This window comes from Kitasatospora sp. NPDC002227, assembly GCF_040296285.1.
GTDB lineage: Bacteria > Actinomycetota > Actinomycetes > Streptomycetales > Streptomycetaceae > Kitasatospora.
This window is the reverse complement of the sequence record NZ_JBEOWY010000028.1, coordinates 25,814-41,863: the sequence shown is the minus strand read 5'-3', so window position 1 is coordinate 41,863 and position 16,050 is coordinate 25,814. Positions and strand designations below refer to the sequence as shown.

Genomic DNA, 16,050 nt, shown 5'->3' with positions numbered 1-16,050 from the left:
CCGGGCGCTCAGACGCGGTCGGTGACGAACTGCGCGGACGGGGCGGGGAGCCCCCGTACGCCGACGTGCGTCAGCGCCTTCTCGAAGCAGTCCAGCGCCTCGGCTGGGCGGTCGAGCAGCTTCCAGAGGTCGCCCGCCCGGCGCCAGGCGTCGGCGGTGGCCCGGGTGGCCGGCAGCTGGTTCAGCCCGCGGACGACCGCGCGCAGCGTCGTCTCGGCGATGCCCGCGTCCCCGGCCTGGAGCTGCGCACGGGCCAGCAGCAGCCGGACGGAGGCGGCGGTGTCCTGCGTCTCGTCGCGCATCAGCCCGAGCGAGCGGCCGGCGTGGGTGGCGGCCCGGACCGGGTCGCCCATCAGCAGCCAGACCTGGGCGAGCATCGCCTCGGTGCCCGCCTGCTCGACCGCGGAGCCCACCTCCAGGAGGGCGGTCCGCGCCTCCTCGAGGAGCGCCTTCACGCGGTCGAGATCGGGGCCCTGGGAGTCCATCAGCAGGGAGGCGTAGTTCGACTTGAGGATGGCCTGGTGCCGGAGGTTGTCGCTCTCGGCCAGCATGGCCAGGGCGCGCTCGGTCAGGGCCAGGGCCTCCGGGAGCCTGCCCTGGCCCTCGGCGACCAGCGCCGCGTTCCAGTAGGCCACGCCGCGGGTCACGCGGGATCCGTTGTCCTCGGCCAGGCTCATCAGCCGGCCGGCCAGGATGTGGGCCTGGGTCAGGTCGCCGCGCTGGTGGTAGCAGCCCAGCAGGGTGGAGCCGATCCGCATGTGGTCCTCGGTGAAGTCCAGCCCCAGCGAGTCGAGGGTGCGCATGGCGCGCTCGCCGGTCTCGACGCTGAGCATGTGGTCGCCCGCGTCGCGGTGGCAGCGGCAGAGCGCCACGGCCAGTTGCGCCCACTCCACCGATCCGGGCACCGAGGCCTCGTCCTCGAAGAGCTCGGTGAGCAGCTGGATGGCGGCCTCCAGGCGGCCGAGCTTCTCGAAGGCGAGGGCCTGCCCGATCCGGGCCCGCCGGACCTTCTCCGGGCTGAGGAACGGCGCCCTGGCCAGCGCCTCGCTGTACGACTGCAGGGCTTCGCCGTTGTCGCCGTTGCGCATGGCCATGTCGCCGAAGGCGATCTTCAGCTCGAGCTCGTGGACCTTGGCGTCGTCGCGGCCGGTGCTGAGGTACTCGACGGAGCAGCCGACCCGTTCGGCCAGGGTCCGCAGCACGGCGGGGGAGGGCACGCGCTTGCCGTTCTCGATCAGCGAGACGTAGCTGATCGACAGATCGTCGGAGGCCAGGTCCTGCTGGTTGAGGCCCTTGCGCCGGCGCAGTTCGCGCAGGCGCTGCCCGATGCCGTTCGTCCCGCTCTGTGTCTGCTCCACGGCTCTCCGGTCAACGCGTCCTGTGACCCTGGCGGCCAGTGGCGGTGTACCCGCTTGACTGCCTTTTTTACAGAATCTACCAGCAGCTGCCAAGAGGGGTGCTGGTCCGGCGCAGGATAATTGACAACGTCTGTAAAGAAAGATTGACTCCTCTGGTCACTAAGCCGCCAGCCCTGCGGGCACCCACCCTTGCCGCTGCCGAGACGAAGGAGCGCGAGATGCGCGTCGAACTCCTGACGAGGGACTACCCCTCCGAGACGCGCGGGGAGGCCGGCGGCCACACGGTCGAGCTGACCCGGGCGCTGCGACGCCGGATCAAGGTCCGGGTCCGGTGCTTCCGCACCGAGCGCGCCGAGCCCGACACGTACGCCTACCGGGGCCCCGAGAGCCCCGAACAGGGCTACAGCGCCCTGCAGTTCCTCGGAGCGGGGCTCGGGATGGCGGACGACTGCTTCGACGCCGACCTGGTGCACAGCCACACCTGGGCCACCAACGCGGCGGGCCACGTCGCCGGGCGGCTGTACGGGATCCCGCACGTGATGACCATGCACGACCAGGAGCTGCTCGGCGCCGGCGAGGACACCCCGCAGGGGCGGCACGCGCTGTCGGGGTGGATGGAGCGCACCGCCGCGCACGAGGCGGACGCGCTGATCGCCGAATCGGCGGCCACCAGGGAGACGATCCTCGCGCTCTACCCGGAGGTCGCACCGGAGCGCACGCACGTGGTGCGGCCCGGCGTCGACGGCGGGCTCTGGTGGCCCGACCCGGACACGGCGGTGCTGGAGCGGTTCGGGATCGACCCGGCGCGGCCGATCGTGCTGTTCGCCGGGCCGGTGACCAGGCCGAAGGGGCTGCCGCACCTGCTCCGCGCGGCGTTCCGGTTCCGCCCGGACGCCCAACTGGTGCTCTGCTGCGAGCGGCCGAAGAGCCCGGAGGTGGCCCGCGAGGCCGGTGCGCTGGTCGAGGAGCTGCGCCGGCGGCGGGCGGGCGTGTTCCGGATCGACAGCACCCTGGACCAGGCCGGCATGCGCCAACTCCTCTCGCACGCCGCGGTGTTCGTCAGCCCGTCGCTGCGCGAGGCGGCCGGGGCGGTCAACCTCAGGGCGATGGCCTGCGGCACGCCCGTGGTCGCCACCGCCGTGGGCAGCATCCCGGAGTTCGTCGAGCACGGCGGCACCGGACTGCTGGTGCGGTACGAGCAGCAGGCCGGCGGCAGCGGCGAGCCGGTGGACCAGGAGCGGTTCGCGCTCGCCCTGGCCGACTCCGTCAACGCCCTGCTGGACGATCCCGCTCTGGCCGCCCGGCTCGGCGCGGCCGGCCGGCTGCGGGCGAGCGAGGAGTTCTCCTGGGAGGCTGCCGCGGAGCGCACGCTCGCCGTCTACCAGGGGCTCACCGCGCGGCGCTGAGAGCCGCCCGGCCGGCGCGTGCGGCGGTCAGCTCGCCGACGGGGCGGCGGCCGAGACGACCGGCCAGCCCTGGGCACGGGCGTGGTCGAGGAGCCGCGGGTCGTCGCCGAGCACGCGCGGGTTGCCGACCAGGCCGAGGGTGCGCAGCGCTTCGTGGTGGTCGGCGTAGCCGAAACAGCGGAACGCCTCCACGCCGAGCTTCAGCATCGTCTCGACCACGGCGCAGGAGCGGTCCGCCCCGGAGGTCAGCACCGCCCGGGTCCAGTCCCCGCCCCCGGCGAGCAACTCGCCGACCGTGGCGCCGTCCTGCGATGTCCGGCCGGGGGCGGCCTGGCCTGGGCCCGGTGTGACGAGGACCAGCAGGTCGCCGACCGCCCGGTGCCGGTCGACCGCTGCCCGGGCGGCCTCGAACGACTCCCACGAGAGCAGCGCGACATCGAAGAACGCGGCGCGTGGCGCTTCCTCTCGCATGTTCCCCCCTGTCCCGTCAGCCGAAGATAGCGCACCGGCTGATCAAGGAGCGACGGGGCGGCGCAGGAGCCCGCGGGGCGGGATTGACTGTTGAATCGACGTAGAGTCAATAGTCAAGTCGAAGCACCTGCGGGCCGGTCGGAGGCAAGTCCTCGGCCCATAGGTGACGCAGCAGGCGGCAGTAGTTGTGCGAAAGCCCGCAGGTGAGGTTGGCTCCAGGGGTCGCTGCGATCGCGTGGACGGAAAGACGCCAGAATGACGATGCGTAGGATCACCCTCGACGCCGGGCCGGGAGGCTCGGCAGGCCGCCTCGACCGGCCGGTGGGGCAGGTGTCGCTGCCCCCGGATGCCGGCCCGGACGGCGGCGGGCCCCTGGTGGCGGTGAACCGCGGGTCGGATCCCAACGTCTTCCTGGTGGCTGCGGCCGAGGGTTCCTGCTCCGGAACCGGGGCCGGCTAGCGCGGTCGGAGCCGGGCGGAGAACCTGAGGGCACCGGCCGGGCGCGAGCAGCTTTGTCATGGACCTGCTCTCATGTCGGACAGCAGCGTGGTGGGTCGAGAAGGGAGACACCGTTATGTCGCAGCAGAGCTTCGCCGAGTTCCTGCTCGCGCTCCAGGATGACGACACGATGCTCCGGAGGTACCGGCACCGGGATCTCCACAGCCTCTCCCGTCTCGCGTCGAGCGAGGGGTACGACTTCACGCCCGAGGACATCCTCTCCGCCGTGCTGGCGCTGGAGATGGCCGTGGTCATGCTCAAGGAGAACGAGGGCGGCGACGGCGTCGCGGGCCTCTGGCGGGACAGATGGGGCACCACCTACCTCGAGTACCTCGTCGACAAGGTGGCCGGCCGCTTCACCGAGATCGAGCTCCACCGCCTCCTGGTCGAGGACGGCCAGACCGCCTGACCTGCCACCCCGGCGGGACGGCGGCGGCCCCCTCGGGGGTGAGGTCGTCGGGGAGGCGGGCCGGACGGTCGGCGAGGCCCGTCCGGCCGGTGTCGACGGCGTGCCGGCGGCCCTGCGCGTACGGCTGATCCGCCCTGGTCAGGGCAGTAGCGAGTGCTGCGCGTACGGCTCACCGGACGGGTGGTTGCGGGGGCGCTGGAGCCGCGCTTTGGCAGGAGTCTGCGGGGCAGGTTCCTGGCCATCCCGGATGCGGACAGGGTGGCGCCCGCGGTGGTGTCCTGGTTGCACGCCGGAGAACCTGACAAAGAATTCGCCGGTCTCTTCCAACTTCAGCCGCCCCCCGTCGACTTGGAGTTCCGACCATGTCTCTTCAGATTCGTGTCGCCGCCCTTTCCGCCACCGTCGGCGCACTCGCCGCCGCTGCCCTGTTCGGTCTGCTGAGCGGCCCCGCCGCGGTGGCCGTGCCCACGCCTGCGCCGCAGGTCGCGAACAGTGCGGACTTCGTCTGGCCGGCTCCCGGGGGTGTCCACCCGGTCGACTTCGTCTGGCCCGCCGGTGCTCCGACCCCGCCCCCGGCCCCGATCGCGAACCTCGCGCCCGCCGCCTGAGACCCGGGCGGACCAGCGCCACCGAAGACCGGCGGACCTGCGACACTCCAGCAGGCGGCCGTGCACCGAACCTCGGCCGGACGTCAGATCCAGTTCAGCCGGGCGGCCTTGACCCCGGCCTCGAACCGGCTGGACGCGTCGAGGCGCTCCATCAGCTCGGCGACGATCCGGCGCTCCGTCCGGACGCCGATGCCCAGTGCGCGGGCCACCGCGTCGTCGGTGAGTCCGGAGGCGAGCAGCCGCAGCAGCTCACGCTCCTGCGGAGTGAGCCCGCCGGTGACCGGTACCACCGGCTGCCCCATCGGGGTGGCATGCTCCCAGTACGCCTCGAACAGTGCGCGCATGGCCTGCACGACCACCAGACTGTGCAGGATCAGGGCGGTCTGCTGCTCCAGATGGCGGGGCCCGGCGACCACCGCGGTGATGCCGTCGATGACCAGCAGTCGCATCGGCAGGGTGGGCGAGGTGCGGATCTCGCTGCCGTGCTGGGCCATCCACTTCGCGTAGTCGCGCGTCGCGCGGTCGCGGGCGATGCTGTCCAGATAGATGGTGCGGAAGCGGACGCCTCTGGCAAGTGCCCGCTCGTTCAAGGGTCTTCCGGCTTCGATGGACTCGACCGGCAGGGCGCCGTCCGGGTGGAACGCGAGCGATTCGTGCTGGCAGTTCTCGGCCAGCGTCTCCAGCCGGGTGCGGATCTGGTCGATCCCGCGCAGTAATTCGGTGTCCTCGAGCCCGCCGGCCTGGCTCTGCGCGGTGTACTCGGCGGCGAGCGAGGCGAGCGCGGCCCGGTTCTGCTCGATCCGGTGCTGACGCTGGGCCAACTCCCGCTGCTCACGCTGGAGCAGCACCTCGAGCCCGAGGGTCGGGCTCACGGCGCGCAGTCGGCCGGGGTGCTCCCAGGAGGGCGCGAGCAGGGCGAGGTCGATGAGGCGGGTCACCGTCTCCCGCACCTGGGCCTCGGGGAGGTCGAGCCGTTTGGCCAGGGCGGTGGTGTCCGCTTCCCGGTGCAGCAGCACCGCTCGGTAGACGGCGAGCGATCTCTGGTCCAGTTCAGCACCGTCGGACATCTGGAATCCCCCAGTTCCGCAAACGTCACTGCGCAGGCCATCACTTTAGCGGTGCGGGCCGAGCGCGTGACTACCGCGAATCGAACATTCAGCCACCAATCGAATGCACAGCGCCAGAACGGTAGTTGAGCTTACGAAAGATTCACGAGAGCTGCCGCACCTCTCCCCCCGTGCGGTGACCGGCTGTTTGGCAGGAGTCTGCGCGGCAGGTTCTTGACGGTGCAGGACGCGGACATCGACGGCACCAAGTGGTTCCCTTGGAGAGAGGGCCGGAGTGCCGACGGCGCTGATGTGGTGGATGCGGTAGCGCGGGACTGCGCCGGTGCTCGGGGCAGCCCTTCGATCGGTGGGTTGTCCGCCGGCGGATCGCCTTTCTCCGCAGCCTGCTTCGGACAGACTCGAACCGGACGCGTCGCCGTCCGCGCCCCACAACGACAGACTTGATCGGAGCACCACCTGTGTCCGTCAACCCGCCCCTCGCCGAGCTCACCGCCCTCGTCATCGACGGGGCGAGCGGGCCCGGACGGATCGTCAGCAGCCGCCTGTCGGCGGCGGGAGCCAGTGTCGCCATCGTCACCGTCTCGGACGGCGGGAGTGCCGCCTACCTCAGCAAGGAGCTGACCGGCCTCGGGCTGACCGCCCTGCCCTACCAGGTGGACCTGGCCGACCGGGCCAGCCTGGAGCAGCTGTTGGCCGACGTCACCCAGGATCTCGGGCAGCTGCACCTGCTGGTCAACCTGCTGCCCGAGACGGCGGTGGCGGGGGCCGGCGAGGCCGAGACGGCGCAGCTGCGGATGGCGCTCCTCGACGTGCTGGCCACGGCCTGCCGGGGCGGGCGGCTGATCCTGCTGGCGGGCGACACTCCGTCGGCCCTGGGGGCACTCGCCCAAGTCCGGGTGGACACCGTCGAGATGCCGCAACCGCTCCCGCGCGGCTGGGTCGATCCGGCGGTGCCCGCCTCGGCGCACCACGCGACGGCCAACGCCGTACTGCTGCTGCTCGGTATTCCGGCGGCCTTGCCCGACTCCTTCTGACCGAACCCCAGCTCGCATCAATGGAGTTCGCAGGAATTACTCATTGATGTGTCCAGCTCAAGAGATAACTGGCCGATTCCTCCTCGCAGGAATGCCCGGCCCGAACGACGGCTGTCGGACCGAGCGAAGAAGGAAGGACTCCCATGGGTGCAGATCTGGTACGTGACAGCCTTCCGCGGACTCGAATCGAGCAGCCGGGGCTGGAGCAGTCGCTGAGCACGCTCTGCGAGGAGGTGTTCAGCTCGATGCAGCGCAGCGACCAGCGCGCCAAGGGCGAACGGTACGCCCGGGGCCTGCTGTTCGCCGAAGGGCGCAAGTCGATGCGCAACATCGCGCTCCAACTCGGGCCCGGCGGCGAGGGCCAGAGCATGCACCACTTCATCAGCAGCTCCACCTGGGACTGGCGGCCGGTCCGCGAGGCGCTGGCCCGCCACCTCCAGCTGACCGTCACACCCGCCGCCTGGGTGCTCCGCTCGATGGTGGTGCCCAAGGCCGGCGAGCACACCGTCGGGGTGGCCCGGCGGGTCGACCCGGAGTCCGGCCGGGTGGTCAACAGCCAGCAGTCGTACGGGCTCTGGCTCGCCTCCCGGCACCTGTCCAGCCCGGTCAACTGGGGGCTGCACCTGCCGGCCGGCTGGCTGGAGGACCAGAACCGCCGCAACCGGGCGAAGATCCCCGAGCGGCAGGGGGAGAACACCCCCGGCGAGTGCGCGAGCCGGGTCGTGCTGGAGGTCGCCGAGAGCTGGGGGCTGCCCCGGCGCCCGGTCGTGCTCGAGATCGGTGAGGAGGACGCGGCGCCGGTGCTGACCGCCTGCGCCGCCGCCGGAGTGCCCTTCCTGGCCCGGATCGGCCCGGCCGCCCTGCTCACCGCCGCCGACTCGGTGCTGCCCGAGCGGATCGGCCAGCGCTGCTCGGCCCAGGGCCTGGTGAGCGCGGCCGCCGCCCGGACGTTACTGCGGCCCGTGCAGTGGTGGGACCCGGTGGAGGACCGCGCCCGCACCACCCGGGTGGCCATCGTCCGGGTCCAGCGCCCGCAGGGCCGGGCCGCCGACCGTGCCCAGGTGGTCGCGGCCCGGCAGGGCCAGCACCGCCCGAGCTGGGGCGGCCCGTACGTGAACGGGCGCCGCACCCTCACCCTGCTCGGCGAGTGGAGCGACAACCGGGCCTGGCCGACCGACTTCTGGCTCACCGACCTGACGGCGCCCCCCGGCAAGCTGCTGCGCCTGGCCAAGCTGGCCCGGCGGGTCGAGCAGGATGCGGCGGTGGTCGGCGAGGAGGTCGGCCTGCGCGGCTTCGTCGGCCGCTCCTTCGAGGGCTGGCACCGCCACACCACGCTGGCCTCGGTCGCCCATGCCGTCCGGGTGCTCGACGCCGCGCCGGTGGAGTACGCCACGGCCTGAGGTTCTTGCGGGGCTGACGCGGAAGTCCCGGCGGGTGCCGGCTGGGAAGACGACCGTCAGCCCCGTCCCTGAGATGCTGTCGCAATGGTCTAGCTATTGCAAGTATGTCGCAATAAGGTGGCTCGTGATCACTGAGCCGACCACCGAAAGGCGTCCCCGATGGGCACGTACTCGCTCCCCGACCTCTCCTACGACTACTCCGCGCTGGAGCGCGCGATGAGCGCGGAGATCCTGGAGCTCCACCACTCCAAGCACCACGCGGCCTACGTCAAGGGCGCCAACGACACCCTGGATCAGCTGGCCGAGGCCCGCGACAAGGGCGAGTTCGGCGCCCTGGTCGGGCTGCAGAAGACGCTGGCCTTCCACCTCTCCGGCCATGTGCTGCACTCGCTGTTCTGGGAGAACCTCTCCCCGGCGGGCGGCGACCGCCCCGACGGTGCGCTCGGCGACGCGCTGACCGAGCACTTCGGCTCCTTCGAGGCCTTCCGGGGGCAGCTCACCGCCGCCACCGTCGGTGTCCAGGGGAGCGGCTGGGGTCTGCTCTCCTGGGAGCCGCTCGGGCGCCGCCTGGTCGTCGAGCAGGTCTACGACCACCAGGGCAACGTCGGCCAGGGCACCACCCCGCTGCTGGCCTTCGACGCCTGGGAGCACGCCTACTACCTGCAGTACCGCAACGTCCGCCCGGACTATGTGGAGAAGCTCTGGGAGGTCGTGAACTGGGCCGACGTCGCCGCCCGCTTCGCCGCCGCGCAGACGGCCTGAGCCCTCAGATCCCGAGGCGCCGGGCCCGGGCGGCGGCCTGCTCGAGCAGGCGGTGCACGTCCGCCTCCCGGGTGCCGGGGGCGTCGTTCCACTCGTCGGGCGAGCGCACCGGGCGGCCGGTCGCGTGCAGCACCTCCATCACCTGCACCCTGGCCCGCCGCGCCAGATCGGGGGTGCCGTACCCGTGTGCGACCACGGCCGCCTGGGCGCCCAGCAGGCAGACCCGCCCCTGGGTGTCCCACATCGCGCCCTGCAGCCAGCCGTGCCCGGTGAGGTACCGGGAGGCCAGCGCCAGGTGGTCCGCGACGCTGACCAGCACCGGCCGGGCGGCCCGCCGCAGCAGCCGGTCGAGCACCGTCCGGCGCGGCGCCGGGTAGCCGGCGTGCCACGGCTGCCGGGTGGTGCCGAGCGGGCAGACGTACGGCACGGTGAGCCGGGCCGGGGCGGGCAGGGTGGCGAGGTACGCCTCGATCTCGGCGACCAGGCCGGAGCTCTCGGCGGTCAGCCCGGGGCGTTTGGCGGTCAGCGGCATGTGAAGGCTCCCAGTTTGTCCTGATTCGTCCTCTCTCGTTGATAACCCGGGGGAGCGGCGGGCGCGCGCAGGAGCCAGGGCGTGTCGGCCGGCGCCATCGGTCGTACGGTGGATCGGGGGCCCCGGTACCCGCCGGGGTCCGTAGCGACGAGGAGGCCGTGATGCCCGGTTCAGTCACGATCAGCCACACCGACGCCCTGGTCATGCTCAGCCACGCCGACGCCGACCGGCTGGCCACCACTCTGCTCGAACTCTCGGCACTCATGGCGGACCCCGGCGGCGACCGGATCACAGACGCCCAGCTCGCGGCGCTCTGCGGCAGCAAGCCGTGCGAGCGGATCGAGCTGGCGGAGTGGTCCGCCCGGCTCGCCGACTACCTCAAGGACCACCTCTGAGGCCCGCCGCGACGGCCTGACGCCGCCCGCCGCACTGTCGGGCGGGCAGGGTAGCGTGCCCGCCATGCCGATCTCCTGGATCACCGTCGAGACCCCGCTGCCGAGCGGACCGGTCCGCTTCGGGGTCACGGAGCTCGGCGTGGCCGCGGCCGCGTTCGAGGTCGAGCCCGGCCCTGGGCCCGACGGACCCCGGTGCACCGACGAGCGCCGGGTCGGCCTGGTCACCGAGCGGGTCGCCGACTACTTCGCCGGCCGCAGCCGCGGGCTGGCGCTCCCGGTCGACTGGCGGCTCGCCGCCGGCCCGCACCGCACGGTGCTGCAGACGCTGCACGCCCAGGTGCCGTACGGGCGGACCATCACCTACGGCCGGCTCGCCGAGCTGAGCGGCGCGTTCGAGGATCTGAACGACTCCGGCGGGGTGGCCGCCCGGGCCGTCGGGCAGATGATGCACGCCAACCCGATCGCCCTGCTGGTGCCCTGCCACCGGGTGGTGGCCGCCGACGGGCTCGGCGGCTTCTTCGGCGGGCCGCTCGGCCTGGAGACCAAGCGCTGGCTGCTCACCCTGGAAGGGGTGCTCCCGCCGACCCTCGACTGGACCGGCCCGGCCTGAGGCCGCCCGTGCGCTGTTCGAGCGAATGGTGTGGGAGCTGTGACCGGGGGTAGGAGCTGAACTGGGGATTCCCCGGAGAATCGATCGCGCGAGCGAATATTATTCGACCAAATGAACGGCTCGTGCTAATTGTCTGGCATATTCGACCACTCGATTGAGTGATTGCCACTCGCGTCCCATGACCTCCACCATGGACATTGCAACAGCGACAGCAGCTAAGCAGGTGCGCTCAGTGAGCGCCCATGGGGAGGGCTTTTTCCATGTCGACCGAGATCAGTACCGATATCCCGGCCCAGGGTGGCGAGCTGGAGGGCCGCCAGCAGTCCAGCCTCACCACCGCCGGTGCGCGGAACCTCGCGACGACCACCAAGTCCGAGCCGCAGATGCAGGGCATCAGCTCTCGCTGGCTGCTCAAGAAGCTCCCCTGGGTCCAGGTCTCCGGTGGTACCTACCGGGTCAACCGCCGGCTCAGCTACGCCGTCGGCCGGGGCCGGGTGAGCTTCGTCAAGACGGGCCAGGAGGTGCGGATCGTCCCGCCGACGCTGTGCGAGCTGCCGGTGCTGCGCGGCTTCGACGACGAGCAGCTGCTCGGCGAGCTGGCCGGCCGCTTCACCCAGCGCGAGTTCGCCGCCGGCGAGGTGCTGGCCGAGGCGGGCCAGCCGGTCTCCGAGATCGTCCTGATCGCCCACGGCAAGGTCAACCGGGTCGGCACCGGCAAGTACGGCGTCACCACCGTGCTCGGCGTCCTGGCCGACGGCGACCACCTGGGCGACGAAGCGCTCGAGCAGCCCGACGCGCTGTGGGACTACTCGGTGAAGGCAGCCACCGCCGGCACCATGCTCACCCTGCCCTGGGCCGCCTTCCAGCAGCTGGCCGACCGCTCCGCCGCGCTGCGCGACCAGGTCCTGGGGTACCTCTCCGGCACCCGCCAGGCGCAGAACAAGCACGGCGAGGCCGAGATCGAGCTCTCCGCCGGCCACGAGGGCGAGCACGAGCTGCCCGGCACCTTCGTGGACTACGAGCTCGCCCCGCGCGAGTACGAGCTCAGCGTCGCGCAGACCGTCCTGCAGGTCCACAGCCGGGTCGCCGACCTCTACAACCAGCCGATGAACCAGATCGAGCAGCAGTTGCGGCTGACGATCGAGGCGCTGCGCGAGCGCCAGGAGTACGAGCTGGTCAACAACCCCGAGTTCGGCCTCCTGCAGAACGCCGAGTACGAGCAGCGGATCCAGACCCACTCCGGCCCGCCCACCCCCGACGACATGGACGACCTGCTCAGCCGCCGCCGGGGCACCAAGTTCTTCCTCGCCCACCCCAAGGCGATCGCCGCCTTCGGCCGGGAGTGCAGCAAGCGCGGCCTCTACCCGACGCCGGTCGAGGTCGACGGCTCCACCGTGCCGGGCTGGCGCGGGGTCCCGATCTTCTCCTGCAACAAGATCCCGATCGTGGACGGTCACACCAGCTCGATCCTCGCCCTCCGTACCGGGGCGGACAACCAGGGTGTCGTCGGCCTGCACCAGACCGGTATTCCGGACGAGTACCAGCCGAGCCTCTCGGTGCGTTTCATGGGCATCAACGAGAAGGCGATCATTTCCTACCTGGTCAGCGCCTACTACTCGGCCGCCATTCTGGTGCCCGACGCGATCGGCGTGCTGGAGAACGTGGACGTCGCCCGCCCGCGCGACTGACCGACTGAATTTCCCGGGCGGAGTGCGGCAGGTCGTCGCCACTGCACTCCGCCCATTTTCATGCGCTCCGCCACCGCGCGGCGCCGCTCTGGGGGAGGAATGCAGAATGGGCATATTCGCACCGGAACGCGGGCAGCGGGAGGGCCATGAGGCCGCCGAGCTGCTCGTCCGCACCAAGGCCCTGGTCGACCCGGCGCTGCGCGCGGCGGTCGGCACCATGCCGGGCGCCATGCGGCTGGTCTCCGGCTACCACTTCGGCTGGTGGGAGCCGGACGGCACCCCGGCCGAGGCCGGCTCGGGCAAGGCGATGCGCCCGGCCCTGGTGCTCGCCGCGACCCGGGCCGTCGGGGGTGACCCGGGCCGCGCCGTCCGGGCCGCCGCCGCCGTCGAGCTGGTGCACAACTTCACCCTGCTGCATGACGACGTGATCGACCACGACCCGACCAGGCGCCACCGCCTCACCGCCTGGAAGGCCTTCAGCACCACCGAGGCCATCCTCGCGGGCGATGCCATGCACTCGCTCGCCCTGCGCGTCCTCGTCGAGGACACCCACCCCGCCGCCGCAGCTGCGACCCGCCGGCTGGCCGACTGCGTGGTCGAGCTCTGCGAGGGCCAGCGCAACGACTGCGCCTTCGAGCAGCGGGGTGACGTCTCGCTCGCCGAGGTGCTGGCGATGGCCGAGGCCAAGACCGGCGCCCTGCTCGGCTGCGCCTGCGCCGTGGGCGGCCTCTACGGCGGCGCCGACGAGCTCGCGGCGGACGCCCTGGAGACCTTCGGCCGGGAGATCGGCCTGGCCTTCCAGCTGATCGACGACCTGATCGGCATCTGGGGCGACCCGGCCGTCACCGGCAAGCCCGTCGGCGCCGATCTCGCCGCCCGCAAGAAGTCCCTCCCGGTGGTGTTCGCCCTCGAGTCCGGCACCCCGGCCGGCGCCCGGCTCGCCGAGCTCTACCACCTCGAACGGCCGCTCACCCCGGCCGAGTTGCTGTCCGCCGCCGAGGCCGTGGACGCCGCCGGCGGCCGCGCCTGGGCGCAGAGCCAGTCCTGCGAGCGGATGGCCGCCGCCATCGGCCACCTGGCCGACGCGGTACCCGACCCGGCCGACGCGGACGAACTGCTCGCCCTCGCCGAGCTGATCACCCGCCGCGACAGCTGACCCCTCCCCCCACCCGGCCGGCAACGGCCGTGGCTCCACCCACCCGGCCGGCAACGGCCGTGGCTTCGCCTTGCACCGAAGCAGGAAGGCACCATCCATGAGTTGGCAGGACCTAGGCATCCTGGTCGGGGTGCTCGCCACCCTCGCCGTAGCGCTGTTCCTCCTGCAGCGCTACGTCCCGCACCCCGTCCGGGAGCCGCACAACGACGTCGCCGGTTTCATCTTCGCGGGCGTCGGGGTGCTCTACGCCGTGCTGCTCGCCTTCGTGGTGATCGCGGTCTGGGAGGCCAACGGAGCGGCCCGCGAGACCACCTTCAAGGAGGCGGACTCGCTGGCCGGGGTCTACTGGATCTCCCGCCAGCTCCCGCCCCCGCTGGGCCCCGACCTGGAGAAGCAGACCCTCGCGTACGCCAACCTGGTCAAGGACAAGGAGTGGCCGCTGATGGCCAACCACCAGTCCAGCCCCGAGGCCACCGAGCTGGTCTACAAGATCCGCTCCGACGTCTTCTCCTACAGCCCGACCAACGAGCAGCAGCGGGTGCTCTACGACCACGCCGTCGCCAACCTGGAGAACCTCGCCTCCGAGCGCCGCGCGAGACTCAACCAGATCGGCGACGAAGTGCCGCCGCTGCTCTGGGACGCCCTGATCGGGGGAGCCGTGCTGACCGTCGGCTTCACCTTCCTGTTCGGGCTCTCCAACACCCTCTCGCACACCCTGATGGTGCTCGCGATGAGCGGGCTGGTGGTCATCTCCCTCCTGGTGATCAAGGAGATGGACTTCCCGTTCAAGGGGGTGACGGCGATCGAACCGACGGCCTTCGACGTCTTCCTGCACCGCCTGCCGCCGCCGCGCTGAGCAGTAGGTGAGCAGTAGGTGAAGGGGGCCCCGGCTTCGGAGCCCCTTCACCGTCTCACCCGTGCGCCTCCAGCAGGACCTGCTCCTTCTCCGCCGGCAGCCCGATCGGCAGGGTGCCCTGGAGGTAGGGCTCGCTGCTCGGTCCCCGCTCGGCCAGCCAGGCCCAGGTGTCCCGGACGGTCTCGGCCAGCGGGCGGCAGCGCAGCCCGGCGGCCACCGCGCGGGAGGTGTCACCCCGGTAGATCGCCGTGAAGTCCGGCAGCTCGGGCAGCCAGAACGGCAGCTCCGTCCACGGCGCCACCCCCGCCGCCAGCAGCGCCGAGTCATCCACCCAGACCGGCTCGGCACCGGAGCCGGTGGCCCGGACACAGGCGTCGATCAGCTCACCCATGGTGGCGCTGTCGACCGGCGCCGTGGTGAGGTACCGGCCGGCCTCGGCCCGCTCGACCAGGTCGAGCCCGAACGCGGCGAAATCCCGGGCGTCGATCAGCTGGATGCCCCGCCCGGGCTGCCCCGGTGCGACCACCTGCCCGCCCTGGCCGATCCGCTCCAGCCACCAGAGCAGCCGTCCCAGACTCTCGTACGGGCCCACCAGCAGACCGCAGTTGAGGATCAGCGAACGCTCCGCCCCGAACTCCGCCAGCAGCGCCCGCTCGCACCCCGCCTTGAGGTGGTTGCCCATCGGCTGGTCCGGCGGGGTGTCGGCCGGGCAGTCGTGCAGCACCGAGCCCTCGTCCAGCGGCACCTTGCCCCAGTCGGCGAAGGCGTGGATCGAGGACACGAACGAGTAGTGCCCGACGTGCGGCCGGAGCACCCGCGCCGCCAGCCCCAGGTCGTACGGCTGCTGCCCGGAGGTGTCCACCACCGCGTCCCAGCGTCGGCCCTCGACCAGCCGCGCCAGATCCTCCGCACTGGTCCGGTCACCCCGGACGGCCTCCGCCCCGGGCAGATCGGCGCCGCTGGCACCGCGGTTGAAGGTGGTGACCCGGTGGCCGAGACGCAGCGCCTGAGACACATAGGCGCGCCCGAGGAACTTCGAGCCGCCGAGGAAGAGGATGTCCATGGGGCAAGGCTCCTCCCGCCCCCGGCCGGAGTCCAGCATCCTTCACTCCTGGCAGAGCTTCAACTCTCCTGGTGCGGCCAGTCGGCGAGCGGCGCCTCCCGCTGGAAGAAGGTCTTGGCCCGGTTCAGCGCCTCGGAGTCCGCCAGCACCTGGCCCGGCTTGGACGCATTGCCGAGCAGCACCCCGCCGAATCGCATCCCCAGGTACGCCGCAGTCTGCTGCAGCGTCAGCTCCAGCGGCCGGGCCCGCTCCAGCTCCACGTCCGCCATGGCCGTGACGCCCCACAGGGTGCGGCCGGCCATCGTGGCGCGGAACTCCGGGGCCGAGCGCAGCCACTTCGACCAGTAGTCGAGGTACCGCTTGGTGTGCGAGCTGACGGAGTACCAGTACAGCGGTGAGGCGATCACCAGGTCACTCGCCCCGAGGGTGGCCTCCAGCAGCAGCGACTCCGCGTCCGTGGCGGGGCTCTGGCCGTCCGGCGCGTGCCGCTCGTCGGCGTAGTCCGGCAGGCTCAACTCCGCCAGCGAGAGCCAGCGCTGCTCCGTGCCGGCAGGCAGCTGCTCGGCCGCCGCCCGGGCGAGCAACTCCGTGTTGCCACCCTCGCGAGCACTCCCGAGCAGGAAGAGGAACGAACCGGCCATCAGACACCCCCGTGGTCACAGTTGATCAATGCCGCCCGTGCAACCATCGACCGTCCGGCCGGTATTCCGACACCCCGGGCAGCTCGGATCGTGGCC

The 16,050-nt window shown here is 71.9% G+C and carries 18 protein-coding genes; 12 read left to right on the top strand and 6 right to left on the bottom strand.

The features are described from left to right. Positions 1 to 8 precede the first annotated feature (8 nt). Positions 9 to 1,358, bottom strand: a complete 1,350-nt coding sequence (locus ABT095_RS23625; protein ID WP_350531460.1) for a helix-turn-helix domain-containing protein — start codon at positions 1,356 to 1,358, stop codon at positions 9 to 11. Positions 1,359 to 1,576: 218 nt separating this feature from the next. Between ABT095_RS23625 and ABT095_RS23620 the strand changes: the two genes are divergently transcribed. Further along, on the top strand, positions 1,577 to 2,764 hold the full coding sequence (locus tag ABT095_RS23620) for a glycosyltransferase family 4 protein (RefSeq protein WP_350531459.1): 1,188 nt from the start codon (positions 1,577 to 1,579) through the stop codon (positions 2,762 to 2,764). 27 nt (positions 2,765 to 2,791) lie between these two features. On the opposite strand, the gene ABT095_RS23615 is transcribed toward ABT095_RS23620, so the two are convergent. Then, entirely contained in the window at positions 2,792 to 3,235 is a 444-nt protein-coding gene (locus ABT095_RS23615) for an HAD family hydrolase (RefSeq protein ID WP_350531458.1), read from the bottom strand. A gap of 255 nt (positions 3,236 to 3,490) precedes the next feature. Here ABT095_RS23615 and ABT095_RS23610 point away from each other — a divergent pair, with 255 nt between their 5' ends. The 3 genes from ABT095_RS23610 to ABT095_RS23600 all read left to right on the top strand — a co-directional run bounded on the left by ABT095_RS23610 (position 3,491) and on the right by ABT095_RS23600 (position 4,750). Then, complete coding sequence (locus ABT095_RS23610) at positions 3,491 to 3,694, top strand: hypothetical protein (RefSeq protein WP_350531457.1); 204 nt, start codon at positions 3,491 to 3,493, stop codon at positions 3,692 to 3,694. A 115-nt stretch (positions 3,695 to 3,809) separates the two neighbouring features. Continuing rightward, positions 3,810 to 4,142: a Nif11-like leader peptide family natural product precursor gene (locus tag ABT095_RS23605; protein WP_350531456.1), complete on the top strand. Its 333-nt coding sequence runs from the start codon at positions 3,810 to 3,812 to the stop codon at positions 4,140 to 4,142. A gap of 362 nt (positions 4,143 to 4,504) precedes the next feature. After that, positions 4,505 to 4,750: a hypothetical protein gene (locus ABT095_RS23600; RefSeq protein WP_350531455.1), complete on the top strand. Its 246-nt coding sequence runs from the start codon at positions 4,505 to 4,507 to the stop codon at positions 4,748 to 4,750. 83 nt (positions 4,751 to 4,833) lie between these two features. Here the strand turns inward: ABT095_RS23600 and ABT095_RS23595 are convergent, their stop codons facing one another. Continuing rightward, positions 4,834 to 5,817, bottom strand: coding sequence for a LuxR C-terminal-related transcriptional regulator (locus ABT095_RS23595; RefSeq protein ID WP_350531454.1), 984 nt, complete (start codon positions 5,815 to 5,817; stop codon positions 4,834 to 4,836). Between the two features lie 458 nt (positions 5,818 to 6,275). Between ABT095_RS23595 and ABT095_RS23590 the strand changes: the two genes are divergently transcribed. From ABT095_RS23590 to ABT095_RS23580, 3 genes are all read left to right on the top strand, one after another. Further along, complete coding sequence (locus ABT095_RS23590; protein WP_350531453.1) at positions 6,276 to 6,851, top strand: SDR family NAD(P)-dependent oxidoreductase; 576 nt, start codon at positions 6,276 to 6,278, stop codon at positions 6,849 to 6,851. A gap of 143 nt (positions 6,852 to 6,994) precedes the next feature. Further along, positions 6,995 to 8,251, top strand: coding sequence for an IS701 family transposase (locus ABT095_RS23585; RefSeq protein WP_350531452.1), 1,257 nt, complete (start codon positions 6,995 to 6,997; stop codon positions 8,249 to 8,251). A 159-nt stretch (positions 8,252 to 8,410) separates the two neighbouring features. Next, on the top strand, positions 8,411 to 9,013 hold the full coding sequence (locus ABT095_RS23580; protein WP_350531451.1) for a superoxide dismutase: 603 nt from the start codon (positions 8,411 to 8,413) through the stop codon (positions 9,011 to 9,013). Positions 9,014 to 9,017: 4 nt separating this feature from the next. Here the strand turns inward: ABT095_RS23580 and ABT095_RS23575 are convergent, their stop codons facing one another. Then, positions 9,018 to 9,545, bottom strand: coding sequence for a DUF6197 family protein (locus ABT095_RS23575; protein ID WP_350531450.1), 528 nt, complete (start codon positions 9,543 to 9,545; stop codon positions 9,018 to 9,020). A gap of 161 nt (positions 9,546 to 9,706) precedes the next feature. Here ABT095_RS23575 and ABT095_RS23570 point away from each other — a divergent pair, with 161 nt between their 5' ends. From ABT095_RS23570 to ABT095_RS23550, 5 genes are all read left to right on the top strand, one after another. Further along, entirely contained in the window at positions 9,707 to 9,940 is a 234-nt protein-coding gene (locus ABT095_RS23570; RefSeq protein ID WP_350531449.1) for a hypothetical protein, read from the top strand. 64 nt (positions 9,941 to 10,004) lie between these two features. Further along, complete coding sequence (locus tag ABT095_RS23565) at positions 10,005 to 10,550, top strand: methylated-DNA--[protein]-cysteine S-methyltransferase (RefSeq protein ID WP_350531448.1); 546 nt, start codon at positions 10,005 to 10,007, stop codon at positions 10,548 to 10,550. Between the two features lie 260 nt (positions 10,551 to 10,810). Continuing rightward, a complete protein-coding gene (locus ABT095_RS23560; RefSeq protein ID WP_350531447.1) occupies positions 10,811 to 12,238 on the top strand; it encodes a family 2B encapsulin nanocompartment shell protein in 1,428 nt (475 codons plus the stop codon). Between the two features lie 106 nt (positions 12,239 to 12,344). Next, positions 12,345 to 13,394 carry a family 2 encapsulin nanocompartment cargo protein polyprenyl transferase gene (locus tag ABT095_RS23555; RefSeq protein ID WP_350531446.1) on the top strand — a complete coding sequence of 350 codons (1,050 nt, stop codon included), beginning with the start codon at positions 12,345 to 12,347 and terminating at the stop codon, positions 13,392 to 13,394. A 97-nt stretch (positions 13,395 to 13,491) separates the two neighbouring features. Then, on the top strand, positions 13,492 to 14,250 hold the full coding sequence (locus tag ABT095_RS23550) for a bestrophin-like domain (RefSeq protein WP_350531445.1): 759 nt from the start codon (positions 13,492 to 13,494) through the stop codon (positions 14,248 to 14,250). 55 nt (positions 14,251 to 14,305) lie between these two features. On the opposite strand, the gene ABT095_RS23545 is transcribed toward ABT095_RS23550, so the two are convergent. Next, complete coding sequence (locus ABT095_RS23545; protein ID WP_350531444.1) at positions 14,306 to 15,313, bottom strand: NAD-dependent epimerase/dehydratase family protein; 1,008 nt, start codon at positions 15,311 to 15,313, stop codon at positions 14,306 to 14,308. A 59-nt stretch (positions 15,314 to 15,372) separates the two neighbouring features. After that, on the bottom strand, positions 15,373 to 15,954 hold the full coding sequence (locus ABT095_RS23540; protein WP_350531443.1) for a flavodoxin family protein: 582 nt from the start codon (positions 15,952 to 15,954) through the stop codon (positions 15,373 to 15,375). Between the last annotated feature and the right edge of the window lie 96 nt (positions 15,955 to 16,050).